Consider the following 19,386-nt stretch of genomic DNA (forward strand, 5'->3'; position numbering starts at 1 on the left):
GGCTAAGCCAGTACGGAACGGCCAATTGCTTATTAATACGGCGAAGTAAAAGCATGAATGAGACCAGTCACTCATGCTGGAGGAACTAAGAATCAGCTTTTGTTATTTTGCTTCCAGCTCATTTGTACCTGATTGGCTACTTTCGGATAATCCAGTATAAAACGGACATGACTTTCTACGCCGGTTTTTAAAGTCGCATCATCGACTATAAAATTCGGGTTATGGTTTGGTGCTGCTTTGGCTGGGTCCTGATCGGCTGGCGTTGCACCGACGAAGACAAACAATGATGGCATCAGCTTGCCATAATACGCGAAGTCTTCACTGGCACTAGCATTGTTATCAAGTAGATGCAGTTTATTTTCACCATTCACTTTAACCAGAGTCGGACGCATCAACTCGGTCAAGGTTTTATCATTGGTGGTAACAGGCGCATAGGGTGCAATTTCTACTTTGACTTTGACATCATTGGCTGCGGCATTGTGTTCCAGCATTTTCGGCAAGTCTTTTAAAATGCCTTGACGCACATCTTCACTATTAGAACGAATCGTACCGACCATATTCACCTGATTAGGAATCACGTTTCCAGTGGTACCCCCCTGAATACTCCCAATACTGACTACGCCCATACCTTTGGTCAGATCTGCTTTACGGCTTACCAGACTTTGTAAATTATTAATCATCTGTGCAGAAGCATAGATGGGATCGCGACCTGCCCAAGGCATTGAACCGTGTACCTGATGGCCATCTACCTGTATACGTAAATGATCCGCGCTATTGAGAATCGCACCATCTTTATAGAAAATATTGCCACTTGGCATGCCAGCCATCACATGCATCCCGAAAATGACTTCAGGCTGAGGATTCTTGAGTGCACCATCGGCAAGCATTTTACGTGAGCCGATCTGATCGCCTTGGCTAAAGTTATCAATATCTGCACCGCCTTCTTCAGCAGGCTGGAATACAAACACCACGGTTCCGGCAATCTTATCTTTATTAGCAGCGAGCACTTTGGCGGCACCTAGTAGCATTGCAGTATGCGCATCATGACCGCAGGCATGCATCACATAAGTTGCCTTACCTTGATAAATGCCTTTCTGCTTGCTGGCAAAAGGTACGGTTGCCGTTTCCTGAATCGGCAAGGCATCCATATCTGCACGTAATGCCATGACTGGGCCAGGTTTTGCACCCTTTAGAACGCCGATCACGCCTGTTTTGGCATAACCTTTACGTACTTCAATACCATAGGACTTTAATTCTTTTTGTACTAATTCCGAGGTTTTGAATTCCATATTGCCCAGTTCAGGATACTGGTGAATATGCTGGCGCAGTTTGATGGTATGCGCTTCGGCTGCTTTAACTGAATCATCTACCCAATCTGCTAAAGCCAGCTGACTACAGAATAGAAGAGGGAGACAAAGTGAAAGCGTCTTATGCATGTTCATATCAGGGAGAACCTTAAAAATCTGAATAGAGTTAAAGTGATGCCTGAGCATTACATAATGCACTACATTTGACCAAAACCCTCTGAGTATGGGTTTCATACCTTTTTGGTATATTCATTTTTAGTACTTGCTGATAAAGGGAATTTTATAGAGGAAAACATTGTAAAATTATGTAATTATAAGATTTGATAGTTTATTTTATTTAAAAAATTCAAACGAATAAGGAATTGCTGAAGAGAATTTATATCTAATTTAAAAAAACTCTCATTATGTAAGTTTCAACTATTTCTCTAAGTTAAATACTATTTTGGCATTAAAGTTGCTTTGATTATTTCATAATTATTATTGATAGAATTTTAAAAGAAATAGCCTAAGTATTTGTTTGAAGGGCAATAATTATATAGCTAAATAAACTACTTAATAATAAAGATTTAAGTTTGTGCTTTTGGAGCTAATTGATTGCAGTAGTCAATTAGCTCTTTTTCTTTATGATAAAAAATGGCTAAGCCAAAAGAATTTTATCTTTACTTTGGCTCAGGCGGCGTCATGCCAAATTGTAAATAAGCCATATTGGTCGCAATACGACCGCGCGCAGTACGCATCACATAACCTTGCTGAATCAGATAAGGCTCAATCACATCTTCCAGAGTACCTGAATCTTCTGCCATTGCTGCTGCCAAAGCTTCTACACCCGCCGGGCCACCATCAAAGCGTTCTAGCAACATCGACAGGTAACGACGGTCAAGCGTATCCAGGCCATCTTTATCCACGTTCAACATATCTAATGCGCGTTGAGCCATTTCCTGAGTGACTTCACCCGTGCCTTTGACTTGAGCATAGTCACGTACACGACGTAATAAACGGTTGGCAATACGCGGTGTACCACGTGCACGACGTGCAATTTCTTTCGCACCATCTTCGGTCATTGGAACATCCATCAGACTGGCAGAACGTTTCACAATATGAGTCAGATCATCAACCGAATAGAATTCCAGACGCTGCACAATCCCGAAACGGTCGCGTAGTGGAGAGGTGAGTAGACCAGCACGTGTCGTTGCAGCGACCAAAGTAAATGGTGGTAAGTCCAATTTAATCGAACGGGCAGCAGGACCTTCACCAATCATGATATCCAGCTGGTAGTCTTCCATTGCTGGATAAAGGATTTCTTCAATCACGGGTGACAGACGGTGAATCTCGTCAATAAACAGAACATCACCTTCTTCAAGATTGGTCAGCATTGCCGCCAGATCGCCCGCACGTTCTAATACTGGACCGGAAGTCGATTTCAGGTTACCCCCCATTTCACGGGCAATAATATTCGCTAACGTCGTTTTACCTAGACCTGGAGGTCCAAAGATCAAAGTATGATCGAGAGCTTCAGCACGACCACGTGCGGCGCCAATAAAGATTTCCATTTGCTCACGCACCACGGGCTGACCGATATAGTCATCGAGGGAAGTCGGGCGGATGGCACGATCAAAATGATCTTCGGGTTTTTCAGAACCACTGATGAGACGGTCTTGCATATCTTTTGAGTCAATCTCTATGGTTTATTTGAGGTGAATAAAGTCATAGCCTCAAAATGCATTAAAAATTCAGATGCCATTGTGAAGGCATTACCTTACTTTTGACAGGGCAAAAGTAACAAAACCCTTTGCAGAAATAATGGCACATCCTATGCCATATTTCTGGGGCAGCATCCATGCTGCCTCCTGCTATTTGTTTTTCGATGAGGTTTATATAGGTCTTAACGGTTCATCGACTTTAATGCAGCACGGATAATGTCGCTGGCTTCAGTAAACTCACCTTTGGCTGCATTCACCAGTTTTTGTGCCTCAGCCGGTTTATAACCTAAGGACTGTAGTGCAGCTTCAGCTTCAGCTACAGCTGAATTACCCATAAACTGAATTTGTGGAGCTGTCGAATTGCTTGGAGCAGTGCCCGCAGACATGGCTTTAAAGCGGTCGCGCAGTTCAATCATCAAACGTTCAGCCGTTTTCTTGCCGACACCGGGGACTTTAACCAAGGTATTTACATCTTCATTTTCAACAGTATGGATCAGCATCTCCACACTTAAAGTTGAAAGAATGCCGAGTGCCATTTTCGGGCCAACGCCGTTCACTTTTAATAAAGTGCGGAAAATGGTTTTTTCCTGAGCATTTAAAAAACCATACAGTAATTGTGCATCTTCACGTACAGCCAGATGCGTCCACAAGGTAATTTTCTGGCCTTTTTGCAACTGGCAAAAAGTGGTGAGTGGTGTATCAATTTCATAACCCACACCATTCACATTTAATAATACAGTCGGTGCTTCCAGCGCCAGCACTTCACCAATCAGACATCCAATCATCTTTTATCATTACTCAATTCAGTTTTGCAGCATAGTAGTCAGCATTTTCAGGAAAGGCAAAATCTCCTTCTGCAAAACAGGTGATTTTGCTGCAATAAGCATCTAATCCAGCAAGATGTTTTATAACAATCCGGCTTTATTGCCTTGCAATTCCTGTGACAGGTTATAAGCCTGATGGTCCGAGAATTTCGAGATAATATCCAGCACCTGCATGATATTGTCATAATGGCTGTCTTTAAAATTCGCTCCTGAACGTTGCAGAATCGACATTAAACGTTGTTCCTTAAAGCTCAGGTTTTTATGCGGTGTAGTCAGGGGAATAAAGGCATCCAGAATATTTTGCAGACTTTGATGGGCAATGATCTCTAGACCTGCTTTCTGCGGATGTTCAAATATCTTGTCACGTGCCAGTTCTTTGGCACGATTAATACCACTTTCAATATCTGAGGAACAATACTGTAGTAAGGTGCCTTGTAACTGGCCAGACAGAATCTGGTCATGATGGCGTGCAAAAGCAGTCGTCACTTCATTCACTAGACGTTTCATCACACGGCCACGCAGGGCAGCAATTTTCTGTTGCCAGGTCGTGTCAGGCATACCAATCTCGGAAGGCGTGCCATAATCTCCGAGCAGATTTAAAAATACCGGTTCCACTTCAGCATAGCTGAGCATGTTCAAGCTGATGCCATCTTCTAGGTCAATCAGGGCATAGCAGATATCATCCGCTGCTTCGAGTAAATAGGTCAGTGGGTGACGACAATATTGATACTCACCGAGCTGGATCAGTCCAAGCTCTTCCGCGATCTGCTTTAAAATCTCTTTTTCTGCCTGATAGCAGCCAAACTTGGCGCGGCTACTGGCAGGCAAATCTACCTGCGATGCCATAGTTTTTGACAGCCACGGATATTTTAAATAAGCACCCAAAGTGGCATAGGTCAGGCGCATGCCACCATCATTTGGATGATAGTCAATCTTGGTTAGAAGCCGCAGGCCTTGGGCATTGCCTTCAAACTGGCGGACATCTGCTTCCTGTTCAGGGCTTAAATCTTTTAAGAAGTCAGTATGTGATACATCATCAAACCATTCCCGGATCGCATATTCACCGGCATGGCCAAAAGGCGGGTTACCAATATCATGGGCCAGACAAGCGGCTTGAATAATTGCACCCACATCAGCGGGAGACACCCAAGGTGGAAGCTGATCTTTAATTTTCTCTGCGGCCAACATCCCTAGCGAGCGGCCAATACAGGAGACTTCCAGTGAATGCGTCAGGCGCGTATGAATACCATCGTGCTGGGTTAAAGGATGCACCTGGGTTTTACGGTTGAGCTGCCGGAAGCTCTGGGAAAAAATAATACGGTCATAATCTTTGTGGAACGGGCTACGGGCCAGTTCTGTACTCTGCTTTTTACTACCAATCCGAACTGTCGAAAGCAGTTCCAACCAACGCATTTGAGTCATTTATCATTATTCAGTTCTCTACTTTCTGCATCATGCCAAAAAAGAGCGTAAAGCACTAGGGCAGTGCGACATGAATTGTCATGCTGCATATTGTTATTTCAGTCAGCTGGAAAAGACTGAAAATTAAAAATCAAAATCATTAAATGAACGATAAAAAAGCAGGCTCAATGGCCTGCTTTTTGTTTAAAGCGAAGAATCAGATTAGCTCTTCGCCATTTTTCTTGGCCTGTTGTGTGTCTTTATAGACATTCAGGCAAATCGTGAACAAGACCAGGCTTGCCACCAATGGCCAAAAAAGTACATATAGGGTCAATAATTGACTTGTCATCTGAAATCTCCTTATTTACTTTTCTCAGATAGCTGGTGAAATTCAATCACCATCTTGTTGATTTGCTTAAAATCAAATTTTTCTTTGCTGTAGAGTAGCGTCAACACAGTACATACCAACGCACTACTGCCATAAGCTGTCAGTGAGCTTAACAAGGTGCCGTATTCACGCAGGAAGCCGATGGTCCATGGCATGAAACCAATACTGGCCAATATGCCAACGACCAGACCCACTTTTTTACCGAAGAAACCAAAGGTCATCAGACCCAGCACCACACCAATACCCAAGGTCGCAACGAGTTCAAAGCCAAGTGCGATCAATCCCTGAATCGGAAGCCATTCAAAACGTACTATCAGAAAGCTGAAAAATGCGAGGCCCACTGACCAGTTAAAGGCCCGGGCATTCACCTTGTCCCAATACAGGCTGACAATCACCGGGAACACAATAGAGCCCCAAAGTGCACCCACAAAAATCAGCATCGATAAAATGTCAAACTTCAAGGTGGCAATCACAATTCCCAGCATGGTGGCAACGATCATGGTCATACGGCCAATAAATAGCATTTTCTTTGGATCAGGACGGTTTTTCGCAATCTGTTTGCCATAAATGTCTGTCATGACAATCGCAGACAGGGCAGACAGATCCGAGTCAGCGGTAGAAGACAGGGCTCCAATCACCATGATGAATAACAGCGCGACCATAAATGGAGAAAGATAAGTCGCTGCCATTTGCGGAATCAGGTTATTCAGGTTGTCATCAATAGGTTGAATACCTGCAAATAGTGCCAATAACCCCAGCATGCCTAGACCAATGACAATTGCAGCATAACCAATGGTTGCAGTGATAAAACTTGGTTTGATCAGGTCTTCACGGACTGCAAACAGGCGCTGGGCAATGGTCTGATTACCAATCGCGTAGGCCAATACGGCAACAAAAAACGGTGCACCTTGTTCCAGAAAGGCTGTTTTAGAGAAAAAATCCAGCTGTTCTGGTTGCAGGTTATGAATCCCGCTTTGAAACAGGGAGGATCCGCCTAAGGTAAAGAACAAGGTTGGAATAATGATCACAGCCGCGACAATCATTGCCACCAGCTGACCGAAATCGGTAAAGACCGAGGAACGGAACCCCGACCAAAGGGTATAGGACAGCACACCGATGCCGGTAATCAGCACGCCATGGATAAAGCTTAAAGGAGATAAAATCTCAACCAGTGCCCCAGCGGCGGTAAAGTTCACCATCAGGCTGATTACGCTACCCACAATATTGGAACCCGCCAGAATCATCTGGCTTTGATTGCCATGCCGGGCATGCATGATTTCTGCCAGAGTATGTGCATTAGGCGCCAGTTCACGAAAGCGCTTGCCAAAGGGATAGATAAATAAAATCATCAGCGCACCCCATAAACCATAGTGGAGGGCACCGGAAACGCCGTATGTATATCCGGATGAAGCTGCTGCATAAAATGATGCGGCCCAAATCCAGGTGGCGGTCATACTGGCCGCAGACATTCCAAATCCGATGGAGCCATTCGAGACCATGTAGCCATCAACATTTTCATTTTTCTGTTTAATACGTAACGATAGTAAAAAAGTGATGCCATAGAAAAGCACCATCAATAGTACAGTTGCTGTACTAGTGAATTGAAACATACATACTCCTTAAGCGGGTCACCTTTTGTTTTTGAAAATTAAATCATTGGTGACAGATTAAGGCTCTAAAATAGACAGAGCAGTGAAGCTATAGAACATCAAAAATTAGTGTCCGAATATAGAATTTATATTCATCTCTACAGCAGAAAGGAAAAACCATTGCCAGGCCCAGAATTTAGACAATTTCTCAGCAATTCGGCTAGAGCTTAACATAAAATCATCAAATTTACTGATGAAGTGTCTATTTGGTAAGATTCTTAGCTGATATAGACGTGTGGGCCTGTTATTCTATTAGTTGAATAAAAAAGAAAATTTTCTATATTTTTCAGCAATTACAAATATTTATTTTAAACTTTTCGAGTTAAATAAAACCTGAGAATACGGCTTAAATAAAAAAGGTAACAAAATTTTATTATTAATCATTTCTTCATTATTTTTTTATATAAACCTCATAATTCCTGGTAAATTTCCTCATAAATATAAGTGGTATTTTGCTATTTATATTGTGTTTTTTACACATAATAGAGCTCATGAATAAATGATGGAATTTCAAAATATTGGATATGGTGGGGATTTTGTCGATATATTTTTTGGTCTTTTAGATGAGTAAATTTCGCTTAATTATGATCTGAGAAGATAAAAATCAAATATAAAAAAATAAAAGGCCCAAATAAGAAACTTTATTTTTATTCTTTTAGAAGGTGAGAATAGATGTCCAGTTTTTCCCCCGCAGATGATGTCAGATTAAAATACCACTCAGTATTAATTATTCTTTCATAGAGGGGAGTAATTTGCCTCTGTTACTGTAATGGCGGAGATCAGCGGAGAACTGTTCCTTGTAGTACAGAAAACGGCAGAAGACCTTTAACCAGTTTTCTAATCTTAGAAGTCAAAGTTAAGAGTCAATCAAAAGAATCAAAAACAGTCTGCAAAAAATACGACTTCATTAAATCTTGTAATCAAGTATTTCATTTTGGCCTAAATAGGAGTTTTGGCAGGTCATGACAATAAAACCTGAATTTGATTTTGTCCCGATTGTTGTTGAAAAATAATACAATTTTTATGCAGAAAATTATTCTGAAGCGGTTTTGATTTTTCTTGAAAAAAATGTGTTAACCTGTGCGACTACATTCAATTTTCCTAACTGAAAATGAACGGAATATTTTAAAAGTCCAGGATATTTCAGGCGTAGTTTTCTGATTTGGCATCTAGCCGATTTCCTTATTTCACAGTAGAATATGCGCTCTCTCAAGTCACATTGTGGCATGGTCGCTCGATCATCCCGTGGAGCCAAAATCAGCATGTTTATCGTTGCCGGTGCACCTGCACATTCTTCTTTTAAGAAAGCTCAACTACTCACACGTTTATCGTCAATTAGTTCTGTTCAATCACTAGAAAGTCAATTTGTTTATCTTTTTGACCAAGCGCTCAACGAGCAACAACAGCAATCCGCTTTACAGCTTCTCAACGATGGTCAATCATTTGAACTGCACCAGGCTGCAAGTGATGAAATCCAGATTCTGGTGACACCGCGTGTCGGCACGATTTCACCGTGGTCATCAAAGGCAACTGATATTTTTGCCAACTGTAATACACCGGTTCATCGTTTAGAACGCGGTGTTTTGTTTACTTTGAAGGGCGAAAAAGAACTTTCTAAAGAAGCATTACAGATCTTGCATGACCGCATGACTGAAAGTGTTTTCAATGCGATTGAAGATGCTGCAGTGTTGTTTACTGAAACTGCACCAAAACCTTTGAACTCGATTGATATCCTGGGTCAAGGTAAAGAGGCACTGGTAAAAGCCAATAATGAATTCGGTTTTGCGCTGTCTGAACAGGAAATTGATTACCTGACAGAAGCATTTACCAAACTGGGTCGTAACCCGAACGACATCGAACTGATGATGTTTGCTCAGGCAAACTCAGAGCACTGCCGTCATAAAATCTTCGGTTCTGAATGGACGATTGATGGTGAAGTTCAACCATTGTCATTGTTCCAGATGATCAAAAATACCTATAAAGAATCACCAACAGACGTATTGTCGGCTTATAAAGACAACGCATCGGTGATTGTTGGTTTTGATACGCAACGTTTCTATCCAACTCAAGAAGATAACGGTCAACACGTTTATAAATACAAAAGCCAGGCCGCTCACATCTTGATGAAAGTGGAAACTCACAACCACCCAACAGCGATTGCACCATTTGCCGGTGCTGCGACAGGTTCAGGCGGTGAGATTCGTGACGAAGGCGCGACTGGTCGTGGTGGTAAACCGAAAGCTGGTTTAACGGGTTTCACCGTATCTAACCTGAATATTCCTGGCTTCGAACAGCCTTGGGAAGAAAACTATGGCAAACCTTCACGTATGGCATCTCCACTTCAAATCATGATTGAAGGTCCATTAGGCGGCGCAGCGTTTAACAACGAATTTGGTCGTCCAGCGCTGACGGGTTATTTCCGTACCTTCGAACAAAACGTCAATGGCGAAGTGAAAGGCTTCCATAAGCCAATCATGATCGCGGGTGGTTACGGTAACATTCGTCCGGACCACGTTGAAAAAGATGCGATTCAACCAGGTGACTTACTGATCGTGCTTGGTGGTCCAGCCATGCTGATCGGTCTTGGTGGCGGTGCAGCATCTTCTGTAGACAGCGGTAAACTGGGTGAAAACCTGGATTTCGCTTCTGTACAACGTGAAAACCCGGAAATGGAACGTCGTTGTCAGGAAGTGATTGATACTTGCTGGCGCATGGAAGATGAGAACCCGATCGTTTCTGTACATGACGTCGGTGCGGGTGGTATCTCGAATGCGATGCCTGAGCTGGTAAATGACCATGAACTGGGTGCGGTGCTGGATCTTCGTAAGATTCCATCACTTGAGCCAGGCATGTCGCCAATGGAAATCTGGTCAAATGAAGCGCAAGAGCGTTATGTGCTTGCGATCCGTCCAGAATCTCTACCGTTATTCGAATCGATCTGTGCGCGTGAACGTTGTCCGTTTGCAGTACTCGGTGAAGCGACTGAAGCGCGTCACTTAACCGTTGAAGATCCATTGTTCGGCAACAAGCCAGTGGATATGCCAATGCAAGTGATGCTTGGTGGTACACCACGTATGAGCCGTTCATATGAAACTGCTCCGCGTAAAGGCGATGACTTTGATGCGTCTAAAGTGACTGATCTGAAAGATGCGATTTATCGCGTGATCAAGAACCCGACTGTGGCTTCTAAATCATTCCTGATCACCATTGGTGACCGTTCGATCACCGGTATGGTGGCACGTGATCAAATGGTCGGCCCATGGCAGGTTCCTGTAGCAGATGCTGCGGTAACGACTACCAGCCTTGTCGGTTACACGGGCGAAGCAATGGCAATGGGGGAACGTCCACCAGTTGCATTGTTAAACCCAGCGGCTTCTGCACGTTTATCAGTTGCTGAATCGATCTCGAACATCATGTCTGCGAAGATTGATCAGATCAGCGACATCAAACTGTCTGCAAACTGGATGGCGGCGGCTGGTCAACCGGGCGAAGACCAAGCCTTGTTTGAAGGCGTAAAAGCCATTGGTATGGAAATGTGTCCAGCACTGGGCATTGCAATTCCAGTTGGTAAAGACTCATTGTCAATGCGTACCACCTGGAATGACGAAGGCGAAGACAAGTCCGTAACTTCTCCGATGTCAGGCGTGATCACTGCATTTGCACCTGTAACTGATGTTCGTAAGACATTAACCCCTGAGCTGAAAAATATTGAATCTGTACTGGTTCGTATTGATCTGTCTAAAGGCCAGTTCCGTCTCGGTGGTTCAATCCTGGCTCAGGTATACAAAGCCATCGGTTCTGTAACTCCAGATGTCGATAGCTTCGAAGATTTCAAAGCATTCTTTGCACTGATTCAAGACTGGAACAACCGTGGTCTGATCAAGGCTTACCATGACATCGGTGATGGTGGTTTACTGGCAACTGTTGCAGAAATGATGTTTGCTGCACGTCTAGGTGTGGCGCTAGAAGATCAATCAGTTGAAGCATTATTTGCTGAAGAAATCGGTGCAGTTCTGCAAATCGCGAAAGCAGATTGGGATGCATTACAAGCAGAAATCGCTACTTCTACTCTGAAAGATGCGATCTCTGTAGTGGGTACAGTGAACAACTCTGACCAGTTATCTGTAAATGGTCTGGTACTGGAACGTGCTGACCTGCAAGTAGCTTGGACTGAAGTTTCTCATCAAATCCAGCGTCTGCGTGACAACGTAGAAACTGCAGATCAAGAATTTGCGTTGGTTACTGATAAATCACACAAAGGTTTGATTGCTCAACCGACATTTGATCTGAACGAGCAAATCGAAGCGCCGTACATCAATTCACGTCGTCCAAATATGGCGATTTTGCGTGAACAGGGTGTGAATGGTCATGTAGAAATGGCAGCAGCATTCGATAAAGTCGGCTTCAATACAGTTGACGTACACATGAGTGACTTGCTTGCTGGCCGTATCAGCCTGGATGACTTCGAAGGTCTGGTCACATGTGGTGGCTTCTCTTACGGTGACGTATTGGGTGCAGGTGGTGGCTGGGCGAAATCAGTATTGTTCAATCAGCAACTTCGTGACCAGTTCGAGAAATTCTTTAACCGTCAGGAGACCTTCTCTCTAGGGATCTGTAATGGTTGTCAGATGCTGTCACAATTAGCTCCACTGATTCCAGGTGCAGATGCTTGGCCTCGTTTCCATCGTAACAAATCAGAAGTATTTGAAGCACGTAGCGTCAATGTTCGTGTAGAGAAATCTCACTCTGTATTATTAGAAGGCATGGAAGGTTCAATTCTTCCAATCGCTGTGGCACATGGTGAAGGTCGCGTAGTAGCATCGGCTGAAAACATTGCTGCATTGAATGCCAATAATCAGGTGATTATGCGTTATGTGGATAGCCAGGGTAATGCGACTGAGCAATATCCATTGAACCCGAATGGTTCGCCTGAAGGGATTTCTGGTGTAACTTCGAAAGATGGTCGTGCGACTATCTTGATGCCACACCCTGAGCGTAACTTCCGTGCGATCCAGCACTCTTGGAAACCAGAAGACTGGGATCAGGACGGTGCATGGTTACGCATGTTCCGTAATGCTCGCAAATTTATTGGTTAATCTGATTTAGTTTCAAAAAAGGGTCGCAGCAGCGGCCCTTTTTTATAATTTGAACTTATGGGAAATTAGTAAAACTAGAAAAATCATTTACTTTTGTTTAGACTAGCTTCATCAATTGCCACCAGTGGGTGGCTTTTTGCTTTTTAAGCAGTTTGAAACATTTATTTAATTTTCTCCCGCTGAACTGGTTTAGATTTTGCTTTTATATCTGCATAGAAGTGATATTGTGTAAATAATGCACAATATTTATGCACTTTAAAGGAAAGATGGTATAGATCAGTTCAGTATCAACACTCAAGAATGAGGTGGTGACATGGCTAAGACGCTCAGAATAATGGATAGAACAGAATTACGTCAGAAAGGTTGGTGGTTATTTGGTTTTGTTGTTGGCCTACAGGTACTGTTCTTGGTAGGCAGTTATTTGCTACAGAGTTCTTGATCAACAGATTTAAAAAAGCCACCGAAAGGTGGCTTTTTTATTGCTAAACAGTGGGTTGAATCTGCTTTAACGTTACCTTCAGCGTATTTTAATAAACAAAAGCATTATTAATACTATCCTGATAACACCAAGTGATATAACCAACCGGCCTAACCAGAATTACACAGATTCATGAATTTCAGACTTGCCATTCTAGGGTTTATAACATCATGAGAAGCAATCTGAATCACCTCCAGATATGGCAAGTTCAGCGATTCTGCTGCCTGTTTCCAACTTTAATCTGAGCTCAATGTCGAATACTGCGTCATGCAAGACACTATGTGTATACCTGAAACAGGTATAAATGTAGGAGGGGAAAAGTCTGGCCATGCATAGAAAGTAGATATATGAGTATTCGTATAAGCTATTGATCTATTAATATTTTCAATACGTTGGCCTAAATCGTATGATAAGCACCTGTTTTTTGAAGTGAGCAATCTATGGAACTTCGACATTTACGCTATTTTATTACCGTGGCGCAGGAGCAGAGTTTCACTAGGGCTGCTGAAAAGCTGTTTACGGCTCAACCTTCTTTAAGTCAGCAGATTAAAGATCTGGAGCAGGAAGTTGGCGTTAACCTGTTTGAGCGTTCTTCACGAAAAATACAGTTAACCGATGAAGGTAAGGCCTTTTTAATCTATGCAGAAAAAGCTCTAGAAAATGCCAAATTGGCCGTTGCGTCAGCACGACAGGTGGCCCAGCAGAAAAATAACCAGATTCATATTGGTTTTCTGAATGTTGCCGAACTAAAAGTCATGCCACATATTTTGGCCAAGTTGAAAAAGACCATGCCAGATCTGAAAATTCATCTGCATAGCCTGTTCTGTCTGGAACAGCTTCAACGTCTAAAAAATGCTGAACTAGATCTAAGTATTACCCGTTTTCAGCTGGATCATCCAGATTTTGAAAACATCCATTTGTTGACAGAACAAATTCACGTGGTTGCAGCCAAGCATTTGTACCCAACCGATCGAATACTGAAATTACAGGAACTGAAAAATCATACAATTATTATGTGTGATCAGAATGCATCACCCATATTTTATGAAAGACTCAATGCCTTGATGTCCTTTGATCAGCTAAAGCACGATCAAGTGCTGTGGGCGACCAATGTGCTACAGCATATTAACCTGATCAATATGGGTATGGGTTTTAGTTTTGCTCCCGATTATTTATTACGTTTCCTGAATGATGAAGTGAAAGTGATCCAGACAGATCGACCTTTACCTCAAGTCGAACTATATGCAACATTTAACAAGAACTCTCAAAATCCAGCATTGAATATTATTACCGAAGCTCTTAACAATACGGTAAATGCTTGAAAAACTTGTAGGGATATATGCTTAAACTGATTTATTACGTACCAGATGAAAACCTAGAGGAAACCAAGAAAGCCGTCTTTGCAGCAGGTGCGGGTGGTATTGGGGAGTATACCGATTGTGCCTGGCAAATTCTGGGAACTGGACAATTTAAGCCACAGCAAGGCGCAGATCCTCATATTGGGGAAATTGGCCAGCTAGAAAAAGTGGAAGAATGGCGGGTCGAAATTCTTGTGCCTGATGAAAAGGCGGTTGAAGTGGCTAAGGCTCTAAAAGAAAGTCATCCTTATGAAGAACCGGCATTTGAATTTATCCAGCTTTTAGATATAAAAGTTTAAATTTTAGAAGTGATATAAACCGACGGTGCATTGGTGTTAATGTGCCGTCTATCTATATATAAAAACACCCAATCTGCTTTTATTATTATAAAATTCGTCAGAACAACTCAAATAAAAGAATAAAACAAGGAATATAACAATGCAGTTGCCAAAACCGCTGAGCAGCATGTTCAAAAATACGCTGAATAAATCTATTCAATACGGCGCAGAAATCCTACATAACCGTATTCCATATTCCCATGATAATCCTTATCTGGATGGTATTTTTGCACCGCAGCGGCAGGAGCATTTTTCAACTCAATTGAAGGTAGAAGGGCAAATCCCGAAAGAATTAGATGGCGCCTTGATGCGAATTGGCCCGAACCCCATTACAGTGAAAAATCCAAAAATTTATCACTGGTTTACCGGTGATGGGATGATTCATGCGTTACGGCTTAAAGAAGGTGAAGCACACTGGTACAAAAGCCAATATGTAGGTGCGGATAGTGTACAGAAGAAATTACATCGCTCAGTGATTCCGGGGAAAAGTCGTGGTGTAGCTGATCCAGTAAATACCAATATCATCAATTTTGCTGGGAAAATCTGGGCATTGGTCGAAGCGGGTGCTTATCCAATCGAAGTGAATAGTGAACTGGAATCTAAGCGCCATCATCTGTTTGAGAATGATGATCTAGACTTGCCATTTACTGCACATCCACATATTGATCCGGATACCGGCGATATTCATGCGGTTTGTTATGATGGGCTAACCCATAATAAAGTCTTTTATCTGCATATCGATGTACAGGGCAAACTGAAAAATCATGTTGAAATTCCAGTCAAACATGGTCCGATGGTACATGACTGTGCGATTACCGAATCTCAGGTCTTAATTTTGGACTTAAATGTAAATTTCTCGGTGCAGAGTGCCTTAAAAGGTTCGCTGCTGCCATATCAATGGAACCCGAAACATCAGGCACGTATTGGTCTGTTATCTTTTGGTGGAAGTGCTCAGGATATACGCTGGTACAACATCGATCCCTGTTTTATTTTTCATACCATGAATGCTTATGATCTGGATACAGGGAATGTGGTCATGGATGCAGTGGTACATTCCAAAGCAATGGTGCATTCGATTCAGGGCCCAATTGAAGATCAGGATCTTCGATTAGAACGATTTGTCTTCGAAAAAGGAACAGGGAAAGTGAAGCGGACAATCTTATCGGATGTTAAACAGGAATTCCCACGCATTAATGAAGCTTATACCGGACGGCCTTATCGTTATGCTTATAGCATTTCCTTTGGCGAATTTGATGATCCTTACCATGTCAGCAGTAATAGCCTGTTGGGGCATGATTTAGAAACTACGACCATAGAAAGTTATTCATTTGGAGAAAATTGGGTCACAGGTGAGGCTATATTTGTCGAAAAAGAGGGTGCACAAGCTGAAAATGATGGTTGGCTCATGTCTTATGTGCATGCTTTAGATTGTGGCCCTTCGAAAGTTGTGATTTTGGATGCACAGCATATTAAGGATGGGCCAATTGCCACAATTTATTTGCCTGTACGAGTACCGGTTGGTTTTCATTGTAATTGGATTGATTATCGGGAGTTAAAAGTAATATAAAATTATATTTAGGAAAAATTTTAGTTTATTTAAGTCCGTTTGAAATCAAACGGACTTGACTAGATGCTTAAATAAATCTTCAATTCCACTTTTCTTGATATTTCTCAACCCAATACAGTTTGGTTTCTATACTGTAATTACCATCAGGATGAAGGGAAATGATGTAGTGGATATTTTTACCTCAACTTCGATTGCCTTTTCCTTCGGGAACTTGATATTTGTATTTTTCCACTTCTTTAGGGGGAGTAAGTACAATTTTTTTCCATGCTGTAATTGGGATTTTTGATATTCTTTCCTGTTGTGCTGCCATTATAGCCAATCTTTTTTTTGCTGCTGCTTCTCCTTGAGCGTAACGTAATTCTTCAGGAATACCATATCCTTTTTTATTTGCTCTTCATAAGTCAACCAAGGCACATATTCAATAATAATTTGTTGAGGAACATACCCTTCAGGAGATATCTTACAGCTACTATAAGTTGTAATATATTTTTGCTTTTTTATTAAATCTGGAGTCATTGTTAAATTTCTACACTCGGGCCAATTGTTTTTATATATAAATTTTCCTGTCTCATAATGTATAGCGTAACTAATACTATTTTTCATCATTGATGAGCATCCTGTAGCTAACATTATTATATTTATAAGTATGCTCGTTTTAATAAGTTTGACCATTATAAACGCCTGTCTTAGGTGTAAAGGTTAATGCTATTCCGTAGTTAGTTTTAATTTGGTTGAGATAATTGATGATTGAAAAAATTTTTGTTTTAAGTAATTCTTTATAAGAATAAAATCATTATGAAATACTTGCATGAGGAAACTATAAAATTATTATTTAGATTTTTCTAATATACTTAATTAAGCGACATCCATGTCATCAAATATTAATTAAATTAATATTATTAAATCCTTTAAATACTACTTTTAAACTTAAACCTTCTGAATAAACAACTCACGATCAAAACGATACTGCGGGAAGAACACACCATCTTTGGCACGTTCACCAGCACCAATCACCATCACTGGATATTGCTGATCATTCAGATCTAGAAGTTCACGAACCATTGGTTCATCAAAGCCTTCCATCATACAGCTATCAAAACCATAAGCACGTAAAGCCAGTACTAGGTTTTCACAGGCTAATGCTGTGGTTTTACTTGCCCATAGCTTGGCATCGGCAGGACTAAATGCAGAAACAGGCATTTGCTTGTCTAAGGTACGAGCTACTTTGAAAGCAACTTTCTTAAAGTTACCAAAGGCATTCAAATAACCAGTCTTGTAGTTGTAGGGAATGTACTTATAGTACTTTTTAATGGCTGGTGGAGCCTCAGGAAATGGAAACTCGCTGATATTCAGTTTAGCCATTTCATCTACACGGTCAGTACGTGCTACACAGATAATCAGTTCCGAAGCTGTTTTAGCAGCAAGCTGGCTCATACATGCTTTAACCAGACGTTTTTTCTTGGAGGGGTTCTGCACCACATAAAAAGTCCACGGCTGCAGGTTTGAGGAGTTCGGCGCCAGCAAGGCTAAATCCAGACAGGCATCCAGTACTTCAGTAGGAATTGGCTTCTTGGTAAATTTACGCACTGAACGGCGGCTTTCGATGACCTTGCGGAAATTATCTACATCAATATCCTGAGGAGCAGGTTCGTAGTAACGTTTCTTTTCAGGATTTGAACTATCGGTTGTTTGAGAAGTCGTTTGGGAGTTTTCATTAGTCATAAGCTAGATTCTTTCAAAAAAATAAAAGATTGAGGCAGTCTAAACTGCCTCAATTAAAAGATAAGTTTCAGAATTAGTTGAATTGTGTGAAATCAGGTTTCCGTTTTTGCATAAACGCCTGAACGGCTTCCGTCATTTCAGGTGAACCGACACGCTTCATAAATATCTCAGCTTCATCATCAATACAGTCAATAATTTCAGCCAGATCATGCTTCATCAGTGCTTTGGTTTGTTTAATAGAAGCCAGCGGTAAAGCGGCAAGAGTTTTTGCCTGTTTTTCAGCAGCAGCATAGACATCTTCTTCAATGCTATTTACCAGACCTGCACCCAATGCTTTTTCACTATTAAATCGCTGTGCAGTAAGCAGTAACTCAGCCGCTTTATGATAGCCAGCTTGTTGTACGAGCAGCTTGCTTGAAGCGCCTTCAGGCGACAGGCCAAGGCTAACAAATGGAATCTGGAACAGGGCAGTATTGTCACTATAAACCAGATCAGCATGCAGCAGAATCGTTACCCCGATCCCAATCGCAACGCCACGAACGGCAGCAATTAAAGGCTTGGAAAATTTTGCAGCGGACTTCAACAGCACAAAAGGAGGAGTATCGCCAGCCTTAGCTTGCAGAGGCGTCTGAATAAACTTCATGAAGTCCTGCATGTCATTGCCGGCACTAAAGTCTGCGTCTTGACCACGTAGAATCACGACACGCACACTACTATCCTGATCTGCTTCATCCAGTGCCTGTGCGATCCATAGATATAGTTCGCCGTAAAGCGCATTTTTTGCCTCAGGGCGGTGAATGGCTAAGGTCAGTACGCCATTGTCTAAATTCGCATTTAAATGCTGATGCGGTTGTTGAATACAGCTCAGTGTCATCGTACTATCCTTGCTTTATTAATATGAATTTATTGGCGCTTATTATGTCGCAAAAAATTCCCTGCGGCATAACTGATGCGTTCATAAAAGTAAGATGTGCTATGAAGTATAAATTTGATTACCTGGTGTTTATTGGTCGTTTTCAACCTTTCCATCTGGCCCATATGCAAACGATTAAAATTGCCTTGCAGCAGAGCCAACAGGTGATTCTGGCATTAGGCTCGGCACAGCAAGAACGCAATATTAAAAATCCATTTCTGGCCACTGAACGTGAAGAAATGATCCTGTCGAACTTTTCTGAAGCAGATCAGAAGCGTATTAAATTTGTCCATGTCATTGATGTCTATAATGATGAAAAATGGCAAAAACTGGTGAAATCGCTGGTGTCTGAAGTAGTTGAACCAGAAGCAAAAGTTGGTCTGATTGGACACTTTAAAGATGAATCTTCTTATTATTTAAGTTTGTTCCCGGAGTGGGAAATGGTGGAACTCGATAGCTTGGTCGGTGCAATTTCAGCGACTCCTTTACGTGAAGCGTATTATCGCGGTGAAGTAGTGGAATCAGCTTTTCCTTTAGGCACTAGTGAGTTTTTACATAAATTTAAAAATAATGAGATTTTTCAACAATTGGTCAACAAGTTTGAACTAAATGATAAAACAAATCTGGGCTAAAACCGTTTTAAGG

General features: G+C 41.8%; 16 protein-coding genes. 6 read left to right on the forward strand and 10 right to left on the reverse strand.

Annotated elements, in window-relative coordinates:
- Nucleotides 1-92 precede the first annotated feature (92 nt).
- The 6 genes from AC4MCC_RS04745 to AC4MCC_RS04770 form a co-directional block, all read right to left on the reverse strand.
- Nucleotides 93-1,442, reverse strand: a complete 1,350-nt coding sequence (locus AC4MCC_RS04745) for an amidohydrolase (protein WP_491885736.1) — start codon at nucleotides 1,440-1,442, stop codon at nucleotides 93-95.
- A gap of 524 nt (nucleotides 1,443-1,966) precedes the next feature.
- Complete coding sequence (ruvB, locus tag AC4MCC_RS04750; protein WP_419365389.1) at nucleotides 1,967-2,968, reverse strand: Holliday junction branch migration DNA helicase RuvB; 1,002 nt, start codon at nucleotides 2,966-2,968, stop codon at nucleotides 1,967-1,969.
- Between the two features lie 221 nt (nucleotides 2,969-3,189).
- On the reverse strand, nucleotides 3,190-3,792 hold the full coding sequence (gene ruvA / locus AC4MCC_RS04755; protein ID WP_180010680.1) for a Holliday junction branch migration protein RuvA: 603 nt from the start codon (nucleotides 3,790-3,792) through the stop codon (nucleotides 3,190-3,192).
- Between the two features lie 120 nt (nucleotides 3,793-3,912).
- Nucleotides 3,913-5,253: a deoxyguanosinetriphosphate triphosphohydrolase gene (locus tag AC4MCC_RS04760; RefSeq protein WP_323713419.1), complete on the reverse strand. Its 1,341-nt coding sequence runs from the start codon at nucleotides 5,251-5,253 to the stop codon at nucleotides 3,913-3,915.
- Between the two features lie 196 nt (nucleotides 5,254-5,449).
- The gene (locus AC4MCC_RS04765; protein ID WP_004645659.1) at nucleotides 5,450-5,581 is read right to left on the reverse strand and encodes a putative transporter small subunit; all 132 of its coding nucleotides are present in this window, start codon (nucleotides 5,579-5,581) and stop codon (nucleotides 5,450-5,452) included.
- An 11-nt stretch (nucleotides 5,582-5,592) separates the two neighbouring features.
- Entirely contained in the window at nucleotides 5,593-7,230 is a 1,638-nt protein-coding gene (locus tag AC4MCC_RS04770) for a sodium:solute symporter family transporter (protein ID WP_491885737.1), read from the reverse strand.
- Between the two features lie 1,301 nt (nucleotides 7,231-8,531).
- Between AC4MCC_RS04770 and purL the strand changes: the two genes are divergently transcribed.
- From purL to AC4MCC_RS04795, 5 genes are all read left to right on the forward strand, one after another.
- Nucleotides 8,532-12,365 (forward strand): phosphoribosylformylglycinamidine synthase, encoded by a 3,834-nt coding sequence (gene purL, locus AC4MCC_RS04775; protein ID WP_491885738.1) that lies wholly within the window; start codon nucleotides 8,532-8,534, stop codon nucleotides 12,363-12,365.
- Nucleotides 12,366-12,678: 313 nt separating this feature from the next.
- Entirely contained in the window at nucleotides 12,679-12,804 is a 126-nt protein-coding gene (locus AC4MCC_RS04780; protein WP_257220869.1) for a KGW motif small protein, read from the forward strand.
- A 479-nt stretch (nucleotides 12,805-13,283) separates the two neighbouring features.
- On the forward strand, nucleotides 13,284-14,165 hold the full coding sequence (locus tag AC4MCC_RS04785) for a LysR substrate-binding domain-containing protein (protein ID WP_491885739.1): 882 nt from the start codon (nucleotides 13,284-13,286) through the stop codon (nucleotides 14,163-14,165).
- A gap of 17 nt (nucleotides 14,166-14,182) precedes the next feature.
- Nucleotides 14,183-14,500 (forward strand): YqfO family protein, encoded by a 318-nt coding sequence (locus AC4MCC_RS04790; protein ID WP_180104432.1) that lies wholly within the window; start codon nucleotides 14,183-14,185, stop codon nucleotides 14,498-14,500.
- A 139-nt stretch (nucleotides 14,501-14,639) separates the two neighbouring features.
- The gene (locus AC4MCC_RS04795) at nucleotides 14,640-16,106 is read left to right on the forward strand and encodes a carotenoid oxygenase family protein (protein WP_491885740.1); all 1,467 of its coding nucleotides are present in this window, start codon (nucleotides 14,640-14,642) and stop codon (nucleotides 16,104-16,106) included.
- Nucleotides 16,107-16,287: 181 nt separating this feature from the next.
- Here AC4MCC_RS04795 and AC4MCC_RS04800 read toward each other — a convergent pair whose 3' ends face one another.
- The 4 genes from AC4MCC_RS04800 to AC4MCC_RS04815 all read right to left on the reverse strand — a co-directional run bounded on the left by AC4MCC_RS04800 (nucleotide 16,288) and on the right by AC4MCC_RS04815 (nucleotide 18,702).
- Nucleotides 16,288-16,416, reverse strand: coding sequence for a hypothetical protein (locus AC4MCC_RS04800; RefSeq protein ID WP_419365383.1), 129 nt, complete (start codon nucleotides 16,414-16,416; stop codon nucleotides 16,288-16,290).
- A complete protein-coding gene (locus AC4MCC_RS04805; RefSeq protein ID WP_419365382.1) occupies nucleotides 16,416-16,778 on the reverse strand; it encodes a hypothetical protein in 363 nt (120 codons plus the stop codon). Before AC4MCC_RS04805 ends, AC4MCC_RS04800 begins: the two co-directional genes overlap by 1 nt.
- A gap of 255 nt (nucleotides 16,779-17,033) precedes the next feature.
- Nucleotides 17,034-17,828, reverse strand: coding sequence for a nitroreductase family protein (locus AC4MCC_RS04810; protein WP_419365381.1), 795 nt, complete (start codon nucleotides 17,826-17,828; stop codon nucleotides 17,034-17,036).
- 73 nt (nucleotides 17,829-17,901) lie between these two features.
- Nucleotides 17,902-18,702: an enoyl-CoA hydratase gene (locus AC4MCC_RS04815; RefSeq protein WP_419365380.1), complete on the reverse strand. Its 801-nt coding sequence runs from the start codon at nucleotides 18,700-18,702 to the stop codon at nucleotides 17,902-17,904.
- 101 nt (nucleotides 18,703-18,803) lie between these two features.
- Here AC4MCC_RS04815 and AC4MCC_RS04820 point away from each other — a divergent pair, with 101 nt between their 5' ends.
- Nucleotides 18,804-19,373 carry a nicotinate-nicotinamide nucleotide adenylyltransferase gene (locus AC4MCC_RS04820; protein ID WP_180139317.1) on the forward strand — a complete coding sequence of 190 codons (570 nt, stop codon included), beginning with the start codon at nucleotides 18,804-18,806 and terminating at the stop codon, nucleotides 19,371-19,373.
- Nucleotides 19,374-19,386 lie beyond the last annotated feature (13 nt).

Source organism: Acinetobacter sp. CAU_H_56 (genome assembly GCF_058599425.1).